Source organism: Metamycoplasma arthritidis, from assembly GCF_900660715.1.
In the GTDB taxonomy this organism is placed as follows: domain Bacteria; phylum Bacillota_I; class Bacilli_A; order Mycoplasmatales; family Metamycoplasmataceae; genus Metamycoplasma; species Metamycoplasma arthritidis.
The window spans coordinates 609,506-627,268 of sequence record NZ_LR215047.1 but is presented as its reverse complement, the minus strand read 5'-3'; the positions used below and the strand labels follow the sequence as shown (position 1 = coordinate 627,268).

The 17,763-nt window shown below is 30.6% G+C and carries 13 protein-coding genes, 3 tRNA genes and 1 other RNA gene; 8 read left to right on the top strand and 9 right to left on the bottom strand.

Annotation, left to right across the window (positions count from 1 at the left end):
* Positions 1-233 precede the first annotated feature (233 nt).
* Both EXC42_RS02490 and EXC42_RS02485 read left to right on the top strand, forming a co-directional pair.
* A complete protein-coding gene (locus EXC42_RS02490; RefSeq protein WP_012498404.1) occupies positions 234-1,787 on the top strand; it encodes an N-6 DNA methylase in 1,554 nt (517 codons plus the stop codon).
* Positions 1,774-2,937: a hypothetical protein gene (locus tag EXC42_RS02485; protein ID WP_012498403.1), complete on the top strand. Its 1,164-nt coding sequence runs from the start codon at positions 1,774-1,776 to the stop codon at positions 2,935-2,937. The genes EXC42_RS02490 and EXC42_RS02485 overlap by 14 nt, the downstream gene beginning before the upstream one ends.
* A gap of 66 nt (positions 2,938-3,003) precedes the next feature.
* On the opposite strand, the gene EXC42_RS06375 is transcribed toward EXC42_RS02485, so the two are convergent.
* Both EXC42_RS06375 and ffs read right to left on the bottom strand, forming a co-directional pair.
* Positions 3,004-3,639: a hypothetical protein gene (locus tag EXC42_RS06375; protein ID WP_012498402.1), complete on the bottom strand. Its 636-nt coding sequence runs from the start codon at positions 3,637-3,639 to the stop codon at positions 3,004-3,006.
* A gap of 17 nt (positions 3,640-3,656) precedes the next feature.
* Positions 3,657-3,741: signal recognition particle sRNA small type (ffs, locus tag EXC42_RS02475), an RNA gene on the bottom strand.
* Positions 3,742-3,803: 62 nt separating this feature from the next.
* On the opposite strand from ffs, the gene EXC42_RS06370 reads away from it, so the two are divergent.
* Positions 3,804-4,730 (top strand): hypothetical protein, encoded by a 927-nt coding sequence (locus EXC42_RS06370; protein WP_012498401.1) that lies wholly within the window; start codon positions 3,804-3,806, stop codon positions 4,728-4,730.
* Complete coding sequence (locus tag EXC42_RS02465) at positions 4,730-6,415, top strand: GIY-YIG nuclease family protein (protein ID WP_012498400.1); 1,686 nt, start codon at positions 4,730-4,732, stop codon at positions 6,413-6,415. The genes EXC42_RS06370 and EXC42_RS02465 overlap by 1 nt, the downstream gene beginning before the upstream one ends.
* Positions 6,416-6,456: 41 nt before the next feature.
* Here EXC42_RS02465 and EXC42_RS06365 read toward each other — a convergent pair whose 3' ends face one another.
* The 3 genes from EXC42_RS06365 to EXC42_RS06355 all read right to left on the bottom strand — a co-directional run bounded on the left by EXC42_RS06365 (position 6,457) and on the right by EXC42_RS06355 (position 10,096).
* Positions 6,457-7,818 carry a hypothetical protein gene (locus tag EXC42_RS06365; RefSeq protein WP_012498399.1) on the bottom strand — a complete coding sequence of 454 codons (1,362 nt, stop codon included), beginning with the start codon at positions 7,816-7,818 and terminating at the stop codon, positions 6,457-6,459.
* Between the two features lie 10 nt (positions 7,819-7,828).
* Positions 7,829-9,487, bottom strand: a complete 1,659-nt coding sequence (locus EXC42_RS06360) for a ribonuclease J (protein ID WP_129648936.1) — start codon at positions 9,485-9,487, stop codon at positions 7,829-7,831.
* 114 nt (positions 9,488-9,601) lie between these two features.
* Positions 9,602-10,096, bottom strand: coding sequence for a dUTP diphosphatase (locus EXC42_RS06355; protein ID WP_232032090.1), 495 nt, complete (start codon positions 10,094-10,096; stop codon positions 9,602-9,604).
* Positions 10,097-10,140: 44 nt separating this feature from the next.
* On the opposite strand from EXC42_RS06355, the gene EXC42_RS02445 reads away from it, so the two are divergent.
* The 4 genes from EXC42_RS02445 (at position 10,141) to EXC42_RS02430 (ending at position 11,409) form a co-directional block, all read left to right on the top strand.
* Positions 10,141-10,224 (top strand) — tRNA-Leu (locus tag EXC42_RS02445).
* 105 nt (positions 10,225-10,329) lie between these two features.
* On the top strand, positions 10,330-11,145 hold the full coding sequence (locus EXC42_RS02440) for a hypothetical protein (protein WP_012498396.1): 816 nt from the start codon (positions 10,330-10,332) through the stop codon (positions 11,143-11,145).
* A gap of 97 nt (positions 11,146-11,242) precedes the next feature.
* Positions 11,243-11,329: transfer RNA gene (locus EXC42_RS02435), tRNA-Leu, on the top strand.
* Positions 11,330-11,333: 4 nt separating this feature from the next.
* A tRNA-Lys gene (locus EXC42_RS02430) sits at positions 11,334-11,409 on the top strand.
* Positions 11,410-11,597: 188 nt separating this feature from the next.
* Here EXC42_RS02430 and EXC42_RS06350 read toward each other — a convergent pair.
* From EXC42_RS06350 to EXC42_RS06335, 4 genes are all read right to left on the bottom strand, one after another.
* On the bottom strand, positions 11,598-12,296 hold the full coding sequence (locus EXC42_RS06350) for a B3/B4 domain-containing protein (protein ID WP_012498395.1): 699 nt from the start codon (positions 12,294-12,296) through the stop codon (positions 11,598-11,600).
* A gap of 75 nt (positions 12,297-12,371) precedes the next feature.
* Positions 12,372-13,982: an MATE family efflux transporter gene (locus tag EXC42_RS06345; protein ID WP_012498394.1), complete on the bottom strand. Its 1,611-nt coding sequence runs from the start codon at positions 13,980-13,982 to the stop codon at positions 12,372-12,374.
* Between the two features lie 29 nt (positions 13,983-14,011).
* Complete coding sequence (locus tag EXC42_RS06340; protein ID WP_012498393.1) at positions 14,012-14,776, bottom strand: hypothetical protein; 765 nt, start codon at positions 14,774-14,776, stop codon at positions 14,012-14,014.
* Positions 14,777-14,945: 169 nt separating this feature from the next.
* Positions 14,946-17,591: a DUF885 family protein gene (locus tag EXC42_RS06335; protein WP_012498391.1), complete on the bottom strand. Its 2,646-nt coding sequence runs from the start codon at positions 17,589-17,591 to the stop codon at positions 14,946-14,948.
* Positions 17,592-17,763 lie beyond the last annotated feature (172 nt).

The following is a 17,763-nucleotide window of genomic DNA, read 5'->3' as shown; positions in this document are numbered from 1 at the left end:
AAAAAAATGAATATAGTTTTGAGTTTGAGATGTTTCTATTGGCAAATTAAAACAAATTTTAATAACATTTTTATAATTCTTTTTAAATATTAAAGTTATTTTTATAAGGTTAAAATTCTTTTGTCGTTTTGTTGGTGGGGTGAGTTTTTTTGATATCATTCATATTAGAATTAATTATTTAAATAATTAACTAGATCTGAGTAATTTAAATTTGGGAAAAGTGAAAATTAATTATGAAGAAAAAAAATGATTACATAATTAGTCTTGAAGACTTTACATTGGATTTTTACAAAGCAATGATAAATGAATTAGGTTTGTCAAAAACGTGAAACAAAATATTGGAATTTATAACCGATAAAACGATAGAAGAGCTAAGTTTCAATAAGCTTCTAAGTTTTCATAATCTTGGAGAATTGTATGAAATAGGTCTTGCTCACTCGAATAAAATAGCAAAAAAAGATATGGGTAAATATTATACGCCACAAGACGTTAGCCGTGTAATGGCAGAGTTGCTATTAGAAAATGAAATTACTAGCATTGCTGATGTGGGATGCGGAACTGGTAATTTAATTATTGAAGTATTAGATATGATGAAAGCAATAAAAGGTGTTGATCCAATAGATTTCATACTAAAGGGTAAATTATATCTTTACGATGAAGATAAATTAGCTTTGAAAATATGTTTGAAAAAAATTGATGTTTTGCTAAGAGCTAATGTTTCCTCATCTATAAATGTCATTTTGGGAGATTTTCTTAATAAAAAAATATCTCTACCCGCAGGTGTTTCTGTTATTACTAACCCCCCATATTCTGTGATAAAAGATTTCAAAAGTTCATGAAGTGTTGATGATATATTAATTCAAGCAAAAGATTTGTATGCAGGATTTATAAATAAAATAACTGACTATTGTGCAAATGCAGTTGTTGTTTCACCGCAATCATATTTGGTGGCTGCTAAATTTTCGAATCTTAGAAACAAACTTGCCGAAAAATTTTGCGGAGAAATTTTTTCGTTCGATAATGTTCCTGGAACATTATTTAACGGCAGAAAGCATGGAATATTTAATACAAACTCTGCAAATGGGGTAAGAGCTTCAATTGCTTCTTTGAAACACATTAAAGATTCTAAAGGATTTAAATTGACGCATTTAATTAGATTTAGAACAGATCAACGTAATGAAATTATTAATTTAAATTTCCTAAAGAGTAAATTAGGCACAAACATTCAAAATTTGAATAAACCAATTAAAGCTTTTAAAGAATTAGAACCAATGGTTCACGAGCTAAAAAATCCCAAGTATTTATCTGATCTCATAGAGTTTGATCGCCCAAAACAAAACAATAATTATAAGCTTTATGTTTCAACTTCGGCAAGATATTTTATAGTAGCAAGTAAGAAAGCATTAAATAGAAGTGGTTACTTTACTATTTATGCTAAAAACAAAAACTCATTTGATCTATTGTATTCGCTTCTAAATTCAAGCTACGCATACATGTGATGAAGATTCTCTGACGGGGGGATTTTGTTCACAAAAAGGACATTATATTCCATTCCATATAATGAAAAATTGTTTGAAAAAATTATAGAACTGGATAATATAGTTTCTTCGATGATAAAAAGCGAATCTGATTATGTTTCATATAAACTCAATGCAGGAAAATGACAAGAAAGTATAAAATTTCCAGAAGAATTTAGACAAAAAATTAACGAACTTTTATTTCCTAAGTATGCAAAAGATATGCAATTACTTCATAAAAATTACGAGGTAAATCATGAAAAAAAATAAAACATTAAAATTTTTCTTTAACAAGCTATACGACAGAGGTAGGTTGACCCCACTAATTTCTTCTAAAAAAAATATAAAAGATTTGGACGAATTCTACAAAAAAAACTTTGAATTATATGATGATTTCGATCTCTTTTTTAGCGATATGCCAAACCACTTGAAAAATATATTAAATCAATCTAGAGCTGCAAAAGCGGAATTTAAAAAACAATTTAACGAACGCAAAGCACTTAGAAGTGCTATGTTAAACGAATGTTTTGTTATGGAAACCATTGCAAGACTTTTAAATTTTAATAATTTTGTTGATATGGAAGAAGGTGGAGAGGTTCCTCAACAATTATTAAGTTCCCTGATTAAAAATAAAGAAGGAAAGCTAGAAAGCCAAAATCCAAAATATATTTACCATGAGGATAAAGGCAATTTGGCATTACTACAATATGGAGATCCCCACTCAATAGATGGAATCTTTGTTAAAGACGGCTTTAGAATAAGATTGGAAATTAAAGATACAAACGCAAAAATGGGTGAATATGATTTAGATTATAAAGAAGATGGGAAGTTAATTGCTTCTAAAAAAATCAAGCAACAATTTTCAGGCCTTATTGAGTATATAGATGGATTTAACAAGAAACATAATGTTTTTGAACATGTAGGTTCAAACTATAAACTTCCATTAAATGAAAAAAAGGCGGAAGAGATAATTCTTTCTACTTCTGAAAATAAAGAGTTAGATTTATACTTATTGCAAAAATCTAGCAAGATGGTAGCCTTGCCAGCAGATAAGCTTCTAAAAAATATAAATACCTCAGGTTCAGAGATTAGAATGGCGGGAAGAAATAATTATCAGGTTTTTACACCGTTAAATCTAAAACACACTCTTTTTAAAGAGGGTGCTGAATTTATAGGCACAAATGTTAAATTGCCATACAAATCGAAAAATAAAAAAAGAGGTAGAGGTAAATTGAAAACAACGAGATATGAAATTAATAGCTTGTATTTTTTACCAATAGATAGCGTCAATATTAATGAAGGATATGTTACCTTCAATATTTCAAAAGTTAGACAAAAAAAAGCGACTATTTCAATGCATGCTAAAACCGTTTTAGATGCAGATTTACTTGAAAAAATTAACAAAGATCTCAATAGTTAAGTTTTTAAAATAAATTTTTATTTTGTATTTTTTGATTGCAATGATAAATTTTCAAGAGTTTTCTAACTAATTTTTAAGTTTATGTTCGACTATATCAATTGCGTGTTGTACATTAGCATTTAGCTTATTTTCCAAATAATCAGAATAGCTGCTTTTAGTTAAAAACATTTTATTTGCTTTTGGCAACTCTTTTTCTATTACATTAGTCGCGTTAAAAAGTAAAAAGCGATCATCGGCGTGAAGGTCTTTTAATCTATCATATTCAGTTTTTGCTAAATCATTATGACAATAGATATAAAAAGGTTTGGCGAATTCACCTTCATCTTGGAAAAGAATAAAGCTAAAGTTAAGGTCTTCTTTAGCTAAATTGGTGTGTAGTTTTTTAAGTAAGTTTAAAATGATTTTGCTAGAGTAGTAGTTAGTTTCATCATCGTTATAATTTCATTTGAGATTGTTTGAATTGTATTTGTCAAAGCAAGCGTTAGGAGTTAAATAAAATTCATTTGGCACGAAATATTTATTTGCTAAAGTGTTTTTGTCATATTCACTTAAATCGCTTGCAATTTCTTTGCCAAGTATTTCACCTTCGTGATAAAAGTCGCTAGTTTTACAATAGATTGTAAATTCAATAGTTCTCAATAAAATTAATAGATCATAGTCATTAGTATTATTAACTGGCATTAGTACTCTTGAACAAATCATTTTAACTCCCCTTACTTAAAAAACCACCAGACATGACACTTCTCGATTTGGCTGCTATATCTCTATCCTGACCAGGTTACAAGGTTATCATTCTAATGGCTATTTAATTATAACAAAAGAACCTAGTATATAATTTAAATAACCTTGTAAGGAATTATAATAACATGACAAATGAAAAAATTTATGTGTTCAGCTATGGCGAAGAACAATTGCCAATTTTCTATGAACAACTTTTTAAAAAAGATTTAGTAAAACACGAAGCAGTCTTAAATGGTTTTATTAAATGCGTTGATGATTCACAAATGCTTCTAGTAAAAAAAGATCGAGCAAGTTCAATCAAAGGAACGGTTTTTGAAGTTACTAGAGACGAATTATTTATGTTGGACAGGTGAAAACTTTTTCCACAATATGGCCGTTTCCGTGCCAATGTTTTATTAGTAAAGACTAATGAAATTCTTGAAAATGTTTTTATTTATACTAAGCTTGAGTTTGGTAAGTACTATGCTCTTCCTGAGGATATGCAAGATTTACAAAACCCAAGTGCTAATCAAGATAACATCAATGCTTTTGCAAGATATGAAAAAATGGTCGAAAATTTCCCATTGTTTGACTTTGCCTTTCTTTTTAAATGCAGCAAAGATGAATATAAATATTTTGATGAACAAAGGTTTCCTTACGCAACTTTTAGTGCAATGCTTAATGATAAAGAGGGTAATGTTAGTACTGCGGGAATTAAAATACCAACAATCATTACTGCAGTTGAATTTAATAAAGAACATTACTTGTCAATAACAATTTTTGCTACTAAAATTGATCTAAATGCTATTCAATTTGCTCAGCTATATAAAGATAGTAAAATGAGCGTTAATCTTGAACCAATCGTAGCGGAATTAAATTTAACCTTCTTTGATAAAAAAACTCCTGATTACTTTTTATCACACACTATAAGTAAAACTATTGATGATACCCAAGTAGGGCTTTATGAAAATTGTTTAGAAGTTTTGACAAAGGAATTTGAGCTTGATCCATGAGACCGTTTCAATTTAATGTTAAATGCCTTCATCGATTTTCATAGCCAAAAGAAAATTTAATGATTGATAAAAGCGAAATTAAAAATGTCCCTGCTTTGCCAGGGGTTTATTTATGAAAAGATAAAGATGGCAATGTAATTTATGTTGGTAAAGCAAAAAACTTGCAAGTAAGAATGAGCCAATACTTTGATAAAAATATGCTCAATTCTTATAAAACTCCTAAAATGCTTGAAAAAATTGGTTCTTTTAGCACGTTCATAGTAACAAGTGACCGTGAAGCTTTTATTTTAGAAAGAAAGTTAATTGATCAATATCGCCCATTTTATAATGTTCTTTTTCCAATTAGGAGCTCTTTTCCATATATTAGAGTCAAATTAGAAAATAACGGCTTTAAAATTGATATTCAAAATCATTATAAAAAAGAAAAAAATAGCATTTATTATGGCCCACTACCAAGCAATAAAAACTTCAAACCCCTAATTCGTTATTTAAATCACCTGCTTCTAGCTAAAGATGGTCTTTTGATTAAGAATGCATCGCAAGAGTATTGGAAAACAAAATTTGAAGAAGCCAAAAAAATCATGAAATTCGGGCCTGAATTTCGTAACAATTTAAAACAAAAAATTAAAGAAACTAATGAAGTATTTCAATTTGAAGTTTCTTCTTTTTATAGTTCGATTTTGGATTTATTAGATTACAACAAACAAGAACAACAAACTTTTATTAAAAGTCAGAAGTCAATAGATGTTTTTGGTTTTTATGAATCACAAGAAATTATGTTAATTTTTGTTAATTTCTATCGCTCTGGTACTTTAATTAATCAACAAGAATTCGCTTTAGATATCAAAACCTCAAAAGAGAATTTTATTAATGAATTTTTAAATGAGTTTTATTCAAAGAATCCTTTGCCCGATGAGGTGGTTTTAGATGACAAATTTGCGAGTTTTAATTTTGATGTTAAAGAAATAATGGTATTTGCTAAAACCAAAATGTATTTATCGTTGATTGATCTTGCTAATAAAAATGCCCAAAATGATCAGCAAAGAAAATTAGAGAATTTTTTATCACAAAAAAATAAAGCATATAAGACTCATCTCAAACTAGGTGACTATTTAGAAAAGACTTGCCGAAGAATTATTTTGTTTGATAATTCCTTTTCTAAAGGAACTGACGTGGCGATTGGCGTCGGTGTTTGTTTTGAAAATGGCGAAGCCAATAAAAACCTATATCGTTATTTTAATTTATTCATTGATAATTTTCGTCACGCTGACGTTGAGTATATGCGGCAAACTTCGCTTAATTATCTAAAAGAATGAAGCGAGGGCGTTGATGTAATTTTGGCTGACGGTGATATTGCTCAAATTAAAGCAATCCGCAAATCGCAAAATGCTTTAAATTTAAATATTCCCATTTTTGGTTTAGTAAAAAACGATAAGCATGAAACAAGAACTCTCATCAATGAAGAAGGCAAAGAAATTGTAGTTAACGATTTAGATGTTTTTCATTATTTGAGCCGCATGCAGCAAGAAGTAGATCGGTTTGCTAAATGAGCTTACCATCGTAAAAACACTAAAAATATGCTAAATTCGAAACTACTTAAAATCAAAGGGCTAGGCCCTCATACATTAACAAAACTAATTGAACATTTTGGCAGTTACACAAAGATTCGCAATGCTAGCTTAGAAGAGCTTGAAAAGATTGTAAAAAAAGAAATTGCCCTTGCAATCAAAGAACAATTAAATTAATGCTATAAAATTTTGATTTTCATCATGTATAAAGAGTTTTATTAGAAAAACGATTCTTCGTCTTCAATCAAGCTGTAACGCTTGGTTTTTTTGTTATTTTCTTCGTTTTCACCAACGTTTTTCTTAGCAATGTCGTTAGATTTTTTTTCTTCAAAATCAATAGTAATTTCAAAGGTTTTAGTTTTCTCAAGTTCCTTGGCTTGTTCTTCTAAATTAGCAACATTGTCAATTTCACTTTGATATTTGTTTAATTCTGTAGGGTCAATAAATTTTGAAATATAACTCTCGACAGTTTTTTGGAGGTTCTCATCACTTTCTTTGGCTTGTTCAAATTGAATTTGTTTAATAAGCTTTTGTTGAGAATTAGATGAAATTGCTAGAATATCAGTTTCCTCGGTGTAGTCAAAAGGATCGTCATCCAAGTTGTTTGTAATAGCATTATTACTATTGTTCAACACAAGCTCTTCCGAATGGAATTTTTCGTTAGTAATTTGAATGCCACTATCGCTATTGGTACTGTTTTCTTGAACAACTTGATTAGTAATTAATTGATCTTGCTCAAGATTGGTAGATGAATCTTTTAAATCGCTTGCATTTTCTTGTAAAAAGCTAGCTAATTTGCTTGATTCGTTACTATGAAGTTCATGTGGCATGCTAATTGCGAAATTATTGTCGTTTTCATTGTTCTTTGAGTTTTCAGCAACTTTAATTTTGACTTTAATATTAGTTGTTTTTTTCGCCAGCATTTTTGCTTTTGCTACTTCACGATGTTTTTTATTTAGGCTAATTAATTGAAATTTCATATCACTAATAAAAAAGGTTGAGCAAGCCAAAGCGAAAAAAACAATGGCAAAAATATAAGCAAATACCATGCCAAAAGTTCCGCCAAAAATAGAAGTTAGAGCATAGATAAATGTTCCAAAAATACCCGCTGTTCATTTATATGGTAGTCAAGGATTGCTACCCCTTTTAAATTGAGTAAATCAACCATCAAAAATCTTTGGAAATACTTGCGCTGAAGCAAAACCTTTATAACCGTAGTAAACATTAAAAATTAAGCTTCCAAAAATGGCAATCGCAACAAAAAAGAGGGCAAGTCTTCACAAACTAAAGTGAAAGAAATGCAATGAATAAACTTTTTTTAGCGAAAAAAGCCTTTGTAAAATTAATAGCAAAATTCACACATAAAATAAAATTGAAAACATACCAAAAATGACATTAATAGTATATGAGTGAATTGTTGTTAAGCCTCTGACTTGTAGAAAAGAAATAATAATAAAAAATGACACTAGTAAAGCTAGCGAAGTTCAAATAAAAGTTTCATCTTTCAAAACAAAGTATTGTTTTTCTTTAGAAACTTTTAGTTTTTTTGATTTTTCTTCTCTCTTGCCTTGCTCTGTCATATTCTATAAATTATATCTCGTATAAGGTGATAATGACCATTGGTTCTTTTTCGATTGCTTTGTAGATTTTTTTGCGGATACCACGACGCAGCTTATCTTGAATGTCACGCAAGTCAATTTCTTTTGGCGAGCGTTTATTAGCGAATTCTTTTTCAAATAGTTCTTGAATAATATTATAAACTACATCTTTATTATCTTTAGTAATGACTCCATAAGAAGTAATTTGCGGAGTATTAATTGGCGTTCTTTTTTTGTAATCAATTAAACAGCTAAGAGCAATAATGCCGTCTCTCGCCAAATTTTCTCTTTCCTTTATAACCTCATGAGAAATGTCACCAACACCAAAACCGTCAATGATTACATCTCCAACATTTCTAATTGTATGTTTTTGGCCAGTTAAGTTTCAGTCTTGAAACTCAGCGACACGGCCATTTTGTAAGACAATACAATTACCAACATTCATACCAACTGATCTTGCATCTTGAGTAGCCACTACTAAATAACGATAAAGCCCTTGAATAGGGATAAAGTATTTGGGGCTAAGTGCTTTGATGAAATTTTTGATGTCTTCTTTGGCAGGGTTGCATGAATAGTATTGATCAGAATCAAGTTCAATTAGGTTTGAAGTGTTTCTAGCAATTTCGTCTAAGGTGTGTGCGTAATTTACTTCAAGACCGTTAATTGGAGGCGCGATAACAATAACGGCATCATCTTTTCTAATTTTTAGATAGATATCATGATCAGTAGCAATTCTTACGAACCTTAAATACAATCTTTCAATTGCGCCGGTAACTAAAATAACGGCGCTTTCAATATCATTAGCAGCGCGATAGTCAATAAACTCTGGTCATTGTAATTTATTGTCTACTTTTTTGACTAAAGAAATTAATTGTGAATATGTTCTACCGTAAGTAATAACGGGCATGTTATATCTTTTGGCAAGAACTAAAATCTCGTGAGCGGTAATCATGTCTTCGTCATAAAGCCCGACAATTACTCTCTTTTTAGCAGCGGACGCTTCTTTAAACTTATATTCAATTTTTTTTGACACTCAAAGCTTATCAATGCTTCTACCAGGATAGTTGCTTTTACCAGAGTCCATGATTAGAATTTTTAGTGGCTTATTTTTAAAGCTTTGTTTAATTCTAGCAATGTCAGTTTGTCCATAAGGACCTAAATTGCCATCAACAAAATTGGTTAAAAATAAAATGTTGCCATCGTTAGTGTGAAAATTAAAAGCAACTTGACCAGGTAAACTACCAGCAATGTCAATAGGAGTCACTGAAACATTGCCAAAGTGAGTTTCTTTATTAATGGCTTTAATTTCGTAATCATTATGTTCAATCTTGTATTTTGAAATTCGATCAATTGTCACAATTTTATTAAAAGCCGAAGTATAAATTTTCAAACCTTTAATCTTCATTAGTAGCCAAGGTATAGCTGAAAATGATTTATTTTGTACATCAGTCAAAAAAAGTCCGACAATGTCTTTTTGTCGTTTTTCTAAATAGTCATAGTTACAAATTAGAGTGTCAATGCCATTATGTGAGTTAATTGGCACTTTCGTTCCTGCGTTAATGATGAAAAGCTTGCGATCAATATCTAATACGTATGAGTTTTTGCCTTTTTCATCCAAGCCCCCTAGGGCAAAAAAATTAATTTTGCTCACTACTATCCTCCGAATAATTATTAATAAGAAAAAACAAGAATAATATTTCCAATAATTTTAACTTAATTTTTTAAAGTTTTTATATATTCAAAAAACTAATCAAAATAGCCTATTTTAATAGTTTTCATCAATTCGACGGTGATTAATTCTATTTTTTTTAAAATAAGAATTAATAATGTCATTAACGCTAATATTAACTAATGAACCTAGTCCTAAATAAGCACTATATGCTTTTGTAAATAGTTTTTTTGATTTTTTATGAAAAAGTGAAGTGAATAGACGATAAGTGTAAGCTAGTTGTTGACAAAAGTCTTGATATTTAATGGTTACTTTGATAGTTGATTTAACTTTATATTTCAATGAAAAACTAGTTAAAAAATGAATGCCGTCAGCAAATTCTTCTAAGACTTTTTCACGGTCCATTTCTTTATGTTTTTTTCAATATTTAAATAGTTTAACTTCATTGGCAAATTCGCCTAATTCAACTAACAAAGCAATAACAGCCTTAAGCTCTCAATCTTTAAATTCGCCTTGGTTTGCTGATTCTTGAATTCTTTCGTCTAGTTCAACTTGTGCTTTAAAAATATCTGATAAATTCATGTATAACATTATAAGCAAATATGCTGTTTTGTTTTATAATATACATTGCAAATGCTCTAGTGGCGGAATGGTAGACGCAGTTGACTCAAAATCAACCGATGCGAATCGTGCTGGTTCAAGTCCAGTCTGGAGCACCATATCATGTGAAAATGACTCTTTCGTGATAATTCCACCTTTATTGGTGGACTTTCTTTTTTTAAAGCTAAAAATAAAGTAAAATTATGTGATACGAAAGGAAGAATATGAAGAACCGTAAAAAAGAATTAGCTATTCTTAAAAAAGCATCAATTAGATCACTTTGATTTTGAATAATTTTGATTGTCGCAACTGTTCTTTTGCTAGTAGTGCTTTCTTTTTTAGGCGCCACTTTTCGTAGTAAATTTAATAGTTCAGTAGGGATGTTTACTAATGAAATTATCATCAATTCCCTAATTGGTATTCTTTCGGGATTGATTTTAATAGTAATTTCTTTTATCTTGCTTAATGTATTTAAAAAATCATCAATAAACGACTTTTTTGTGTACTACTGCTATTTAAAATCACTCAATAATAAATCAAAGCTAGTTATTGTTAAAGATAGCCGTATTGTTGAATTTTATAATAGTGATAAAGCCTTAACCAAAATTGAATTCATTAACTTATTAGCTTCAATCTTTAATTACACTCCTAATTCACTTGAGTTTAAAAATTTGATTAATGAAGTTAACGCCGATTTTGCCAAACACAGTTTCATTGATGTTGATATTGAAAAAATCAAAAAAATTGCAACTAATAGAGCCATATCTTTTGATTTAGTAATCCCCTTTCTGGTAAATATTATTTTAATTATTTTTGTATCCATTTACAACTACGATCAACAAGGAACATTGCGTGCCTTAGCAAGACTATTCACTAACTTTATTAGCATTATTTTTACTATAAGTATTTCCATGTTTACTTATGAAATGCTTATGATTAAAAAAATTAAGAATCACAATAGTTTCAATGATTTCTTCTTTCTTTCTTTTAATAACTACCAATTTAAATTATTAAATTCATCTTTAGTAAAGAGCAATTAATGTCGCTCTTTTATTTTTTAGTTAAAAAAATGAATAATTATTTACACTTTTTCTTCTTTGTATTATAATAATTAGGCATTTGTCTAAAAAGGCAATTGCCCAGGTGGCGGAATGGTAGACGCTACGGACTTAAAATCCGTTGGTTGTAATGACCGTGCTGGTTCAAGTCCAGTTCTGGGTACCAGAATGCGCCCTTAGCTCAGGCGGTAGAGCAAATGGCTTTTAACCATTGGGTCAGAGGTTCGAGTCCTCTAGGGCGTACCAGTTCAATTAAGTTTGACCATAGAAGATCTTCTTGACGGAGGATCTTTTTAATTTTAATAAGTTATGGTTAAAAGTCAAAACAAGTGCAACACAAAAGCATTGCATTGCTATGCCACTGAGTACAAAAAAATATGTATTTTAGACAGCTAAAACCAACTAAATATACACATTCATTTTTTAAATTTTATTTATTTTAAGGTAATTTCAGGTTTATTAATATCCAAAACAAATTTCTCAACATTTGCCCTTAAATGTTTTTTGGCATTCTCAGCGATAAAATCCAATGCTAGGTTCAATTCTTCAACACGTTCATCTAATAGTTCCATTACTAAAAATGCGTTTTTAGTTTCGTTCTTTACCATAGTTCTAAGACCGTCGCGTCAATTAAAGCAACGACAAACAGCGCCCTCGTCGTCAAGATAACAAAGTTCATTTGGCAAAGTATTATCTTCAACTTCCGCGCCCAAAGGTATGAACTTATCACCACCACTTGTAATAGTAAGCTTTAGATCACCTACGAAACTATCAAGATCTTCAGCACCACAAGGCAAAGCATATTTTAAAGAAGCGGCGTTATAAATATCTACAAGTTTATTAATTGAAACAACATAATTGCCAGAATTTACTCTTTTTAGCAATGCCTCAATAGAACTTCTTGCTCCTTTTTTGGTTTTGAATTTTTTATAAGCTTCTCTCCAAATAGCAATAACCGGATTTTCGCTTAAAATATCATCGACCAAATATTTCTCGGCTTCACGATTAGCCTTAGTAAGCATTGCTTTTATTTCGCCATCACTTTCGCCATTTTCGATATTTTTAAGCAATAGCACACCTAATTTACTATCGGGAAATAATTCTCAATATGTTTTGTCAATAATAAATTTCATAAATAACCTCAAAATTAATTAACTAAAGATTTGTCTTGTACTCAAAGTATTTTTAATAATTATAGACGAATTTAGCTATTGCGTTTTAATAGTGCTTTCTTCAACTATGCTATTTTCTTTAGCTTCAGTTTCAGTGGTAATATTTTGTTTTCATGAAGATTTTCATTGAAAAAGTTCAAACATTAGTAGCCTTACAAAGTCGTATAAATAGAAAATTAGGTAACTAAGTGGCAAACTAATAACATCACGGTGATATGGCACTAGGTATAAAGTGGTAAATAGCAGTCATAAAAATGATGTTCCTTGCGACAGTAGAACTGCTAGTGAGCTAATGTAGGTTTTTCCACCCGCTCTTAGTAAGGCAGCGGTGGTATAGAATCACGCTCAAATGGGATTAAAAGCAATAAATACTCATGATGCTAAAGTAAAGTCTTTTTTAAAAACAGCCTTTGCTTCTAATACTCTTGCACTAATAAATTCTTCTGTTAAATCACTAGGATTAATAATTTGCGTTGGAAAAGCATTTTTTATAGCTTCAAAATTACTAGGATCTTGAAGATAGTTCCTTGCGCCCTCTTGAATTCCCAAACTAGTTGCATTAACATTGATAATGCCATAAACAGCAGCAATCATAATTATAGAAAGTAAAACGCCGCTTAAAATATGAAAACCTTTAAGAGCATAAGCATGACGATCGGCTTCTTCAAAATTATTGTTTCCAAGCTCTTTGGCAACGAAAAAAGACACATTACTTGAACATGCGCTTGTAGTAGCGGCGGCTACTGATGCCAAGCTTTCAACTAGCCCTAGAATTGAAACCCCACTAATAGCCATTCAGCTTTCACCAATGCTTTTTTCTGGGAATGCTCTTGCTCAAAAGAACATTCTTGCAGGGATTGTAACCATTGCTATTAAAGTAATAATAGCGGCGGGAATTCTTGATGCCATTTGTTTAGCAATTGGTCGACTAATTTTAAAAAGACTAACAACCCCAATGAAAATTTTGCGATCTTTGAAATAAGTAAAAAGTGAATCGCTTATTAAACAAACGACGGCGCTAATGATTGACCCAACGGCAGCAAAATATGCGGGTTTTTTAAAAACATATAGGCAAATGGCATTAACTCCAGCATTACTTACTAAGGTTAAAACTGCACTAACAAAAGCGTAGTTTGAATGCCCAGTTTCATTTAAAAGCATATTAGTATTAAAGTTGTATGACGTGATTAATCATGAAAAAGTAATAAGCAATAAATATGAGTTTGCCATTTTAATCGCTTCAGGGGAAATCGGTCCTGAAACAAGACTAATCATTGATGTCGGGGAAATTCAAGCAGGAATAGCAAAAAACAAGACAAAAACTAAATATGATCAGACTCTAATGGCCATAATTTGTTTAACTTTGTCATATTCTTGTTTACCATAATACTGGCCTACAAACATAGCGGCAATTCCTTGAATAGCAAAGAAAATAGTATAAATAATGCTAGTTCAAGTATTAGCATAAGTAAGTGCGTCAATTCCATGAACAATATGACTGACCATGAAATTATCTAAAAAACCATTGATGCAAAAAATGATCTCACCAATTACCACTGGTAAGGTCTTAATAAAATACAATTTTCACATCGCTTTTGAACTAGAGAAGTAACGCAAAAAGCGATTTTTCTTAACACTTTGTTCCATTTGTCCTCCTCAGTTAATTTGAACCATTATTATAAAGTTCAAATTTTCTCTTTAACATCTTTAATTGTTAATTTATCATCTAATTTGAGATTGCGAATTTGCTTTAGAAGTTCGTTTTTAGCATTGAATTCTTTGATTCACATATTTAATTGATCAACATGTTGAGTGACAAAAATCATCTTCAAAACATCATCTCTTGAATATTCGCGAAGTTCTCTTAATAAAGTTTTTTTCTCAAGGTCAATAAAATATTTCTTGCGACGATCGTTGGCTCTTAGATCTTTTAAACTAGAAACATATAGTCAATATCCGGCATATGAAGCAATTGCTCCGTTTCGTTCTGGGAGGCGTTTTATTAAAGTTTCTTTTTTGGTATTAATGATTGCTTTTTTAGTTTTAAATCAATAAGTTTGGTTAAAAGTTTTAGCAGTTATTTTCGACAAAGAAATATTTGGATAATCAATTAAAGGTACAACTTTATTTTCGGGGAAAAGTTTCTTTAGACAATCGTGTTCTAAAACTGGATTATGGCCAATAAAATTAACAGATTTTATATCAATTTTAGGATTAATACTATGGATATCGGCAATGATAAATTTGCGAAGCATCAGTCAAATAGCTGGCAAAGAATTGTGTTTGGTAAAGTCCATAATAAAAGTCTTTGATTCAAAGCGATTTTTATCGTTTAAAAGTCCAATTGTATAAGCAAAAGGCGTACCACTAGGAAGACCTATTACGCTAGCAAATGGGTGAGTTATAGCTTCAAAATCAATATAAACATTATGGAATTTCATACCAATTATTTTATTACATAAACTGCAAATAAATTAATAATCAAACAAAAGCAAGTTTTTCACTAAGTCAATTAAAGCGATTCCACAAAACAAATTATTAAGAAGTTCAAATTTGCACTTAAAAAAAGGGGCAAAATCCCCCTTTTGTATCAATTAATTTCTAGAAAAATTATTTTGTGATTCCGTATGCTTTGTAGATTACTTCACGCAATGTTTCCATTGGAAGAGCACTATTTCTTAAGAATCAATCGAATAGTTTCTTAATTTCGCCATGTTCGCCTTCAGCATCGGTTTTAGCGTTGATAAATTGTTCTCTTGTTAAGCCAAGTTTCTTTTGTACAGCTTTGTAGATATCTAAGAATACTTCTTTTCCAGAGTTGTATGAAATTGCTTGTCCAACATAACCGAAGTAACGTCTAGAATCAGAAGTAATATCACCAATTCCTAAAGCTGAATTTTTCTTCATATATTCACGAGCTTGGTGAATTGATGCACCTCTTGGTAGATCAGGATTTGCAGTTTCCACTCCATCGCTATGGTAAGCTGAGTCAATAGCTAGCCGCATGTTACGTAATTGAGTTTCGTTTAAAGCCCCATAGTATTGCAACATGTTAACTAATTTAACAGCTTTAGCAGCACGTTCTTTTTCGCTAAGTTTGTTTTCTGGATCAACTTTTGATCAATAAACTCCACCATGCAAGTCTTTGATTTTTTTAATTTCTTCAGCAGTAACATCGTTTGAGTTTTTAGCTTTAAAGAAACTAGTAATTCCTTTAGCAGTAGTAAAGTCAGTTGGTTTAGCATAGTAATCATTGTTTTTGTAATCAGGAGTGCCATAGAATCCAGCTTCAATACCAAATCATTCCATGAATAGTGCTCAACCTTCAACATATGAAGTGTATCTAAATGTGCCATTTGGTAAGCTGTGTTCACCAATTTTTGCTATATGATTTTCAGCGTACATTAATTGGTTGTGGTGCCCCATCATACTTTCGTGGTTAGCAAACGAAGTCACTGATCATTTAGGAAGACCATAGTAAGGATCGGCATTGAAGTAAAAGTTTTTAGTTCCGCTATTATATGCTCCAACACCGCTTCTTTCTCTCTCGCTATAATCATAAGTATCTACATCATAGTCAGGAACTTCTTTTCCAAAGAAACTTGCTCCATATTTTTGAGTTGTTTCTTTAAATTGGTAGTAACCCTTAAATGCTTCTAACGCACCATAGTAGAATTGTTTGTTAGTAATATTTCCATATTTAGTAGTATCTTTTTGCAAGAAAGAGTATCCCAAACCTTCTAATTTTTCACGAGCTTTGTCTAATGATTTGTCAGCATCAATTTCTTTTATTTTTTCTTCTGAATAATATGTCGAATCTTCACGACCAAAGAAGAAATCCTCGGCATTTAATCATTTGTTAAATTCGGCGATATCAATTTCACCATTTTGTTTTCTAATAACAGATTCAACTTCTTTTACTTCTTCTGGCCCAACGCCGTCTTCATCATATCTATATTTTGCTTTTCATTCTCCGCTTTCACCGGCAATTAATTTAGCAACTTCGCTGGCAATGGCTTTCATATTGTCAATTGAACTTTGAGTTGAAGTGATACCTTTTTTATAAACTTCATTAGGAGTTAAGTTAGAAGTACTGTTCATTTTACTTAATTGGTCATAAATATCTTTACCAGTTATTTTTCCTGGTGTACCTGGCATAAAACCTAATCCAACTTTATCTTGTTTTAGATCCTTCTCAGTTAAACCAATTCCATAAACAGAGACATTTTTGTCTTTTTCAACATATTGAATCGTGTTTTCTACTTCATTTTTGTCATTTTTCTTTGTTAATTTTAATTCTTCCACATTTTCACCGAAGCCGTACTTAGAAGCTTTATAGTAAGTTGTTGCATATTCGTGGAAAAATTTGTTTCTTCAATCCTTAGTGCTTCATTCGCTTTGCGGTTTATCGCTAACTTTAATAAGATCAGAAAGTTTAATTTCTTCTTTATTTGTTCCCATAAACTCTTTAATTTCATTCATATAAAAGCTTTTCAAAGCAAGAGCTAAAACATTTTTTATATAAACTTTTGAAGGTACTAAATTTAAGTCGATTGCTTCCATTAAATTCTTAACAGCTTGTTCACCTTGAGTGGCTGCGTTAAGAGTTCCTCTACTATATCCTCCCATTGGGTATGTTGAGCCAGCCCCTCATTGAAATGTTGCAAATACATATCTAAGGCCTTTTTCGTGGTTGCCCTTTAAAATTTCTCAATCATATTTAAGGGCACGTGCTCATGCTAGTGAATCTGGAGTTAAATCATTTTCATCTAGTGCTTCTAACTTATTAATATATTTAGTTGCAATTTCAGCAATTTTTTTAGATTGTTCTTCGCTAGGGACATAGACTTTGTTCAATTTTTGCTCCGCAAGCTCATCGTAAAATTCATCCTTTATGTCAAGGATTTGCTTAGCGACTTTTTCAACTGCGCTTTTAAAACCTGAAATTTCAAAGGTTCTTTTTTCACTAACTGCTTTGCTATTTTTGTCAGTGATGGTAAATTCAACTACTAATTTTGTACCTTTTGGTGTAATTTTCACTACATTTAAGTCATATTTGGTAGTGTCAAGATTAGCTGCTTTTAAATCTTTTTCAGTAACATCTTTTGCATATTTATCAGCTTTTCCCTCAACATCTAGTGTTACTTTTCTTGCGTCTTGGTTAATTGCAGAAACACAAGAAATTGCAACCGCAGATGCCGCCATTAATGGTAATAGCGTAGCGATCGCTAAACTGAATTTCTTTTTATTTATCATTTCTTTTTCCTTATATATAATAACTTCAGCCGGACAACATAATGCGTTAATCCGGTTCCCTAAATTCTATAAATTAAAAAATACCAATTTAGCATTATATTTTTGCGATAATATTTCTTTCTTACTATTTTTTGTTTTTGATTGCTTGTTAAATGTTTTTTTAATAATCTAA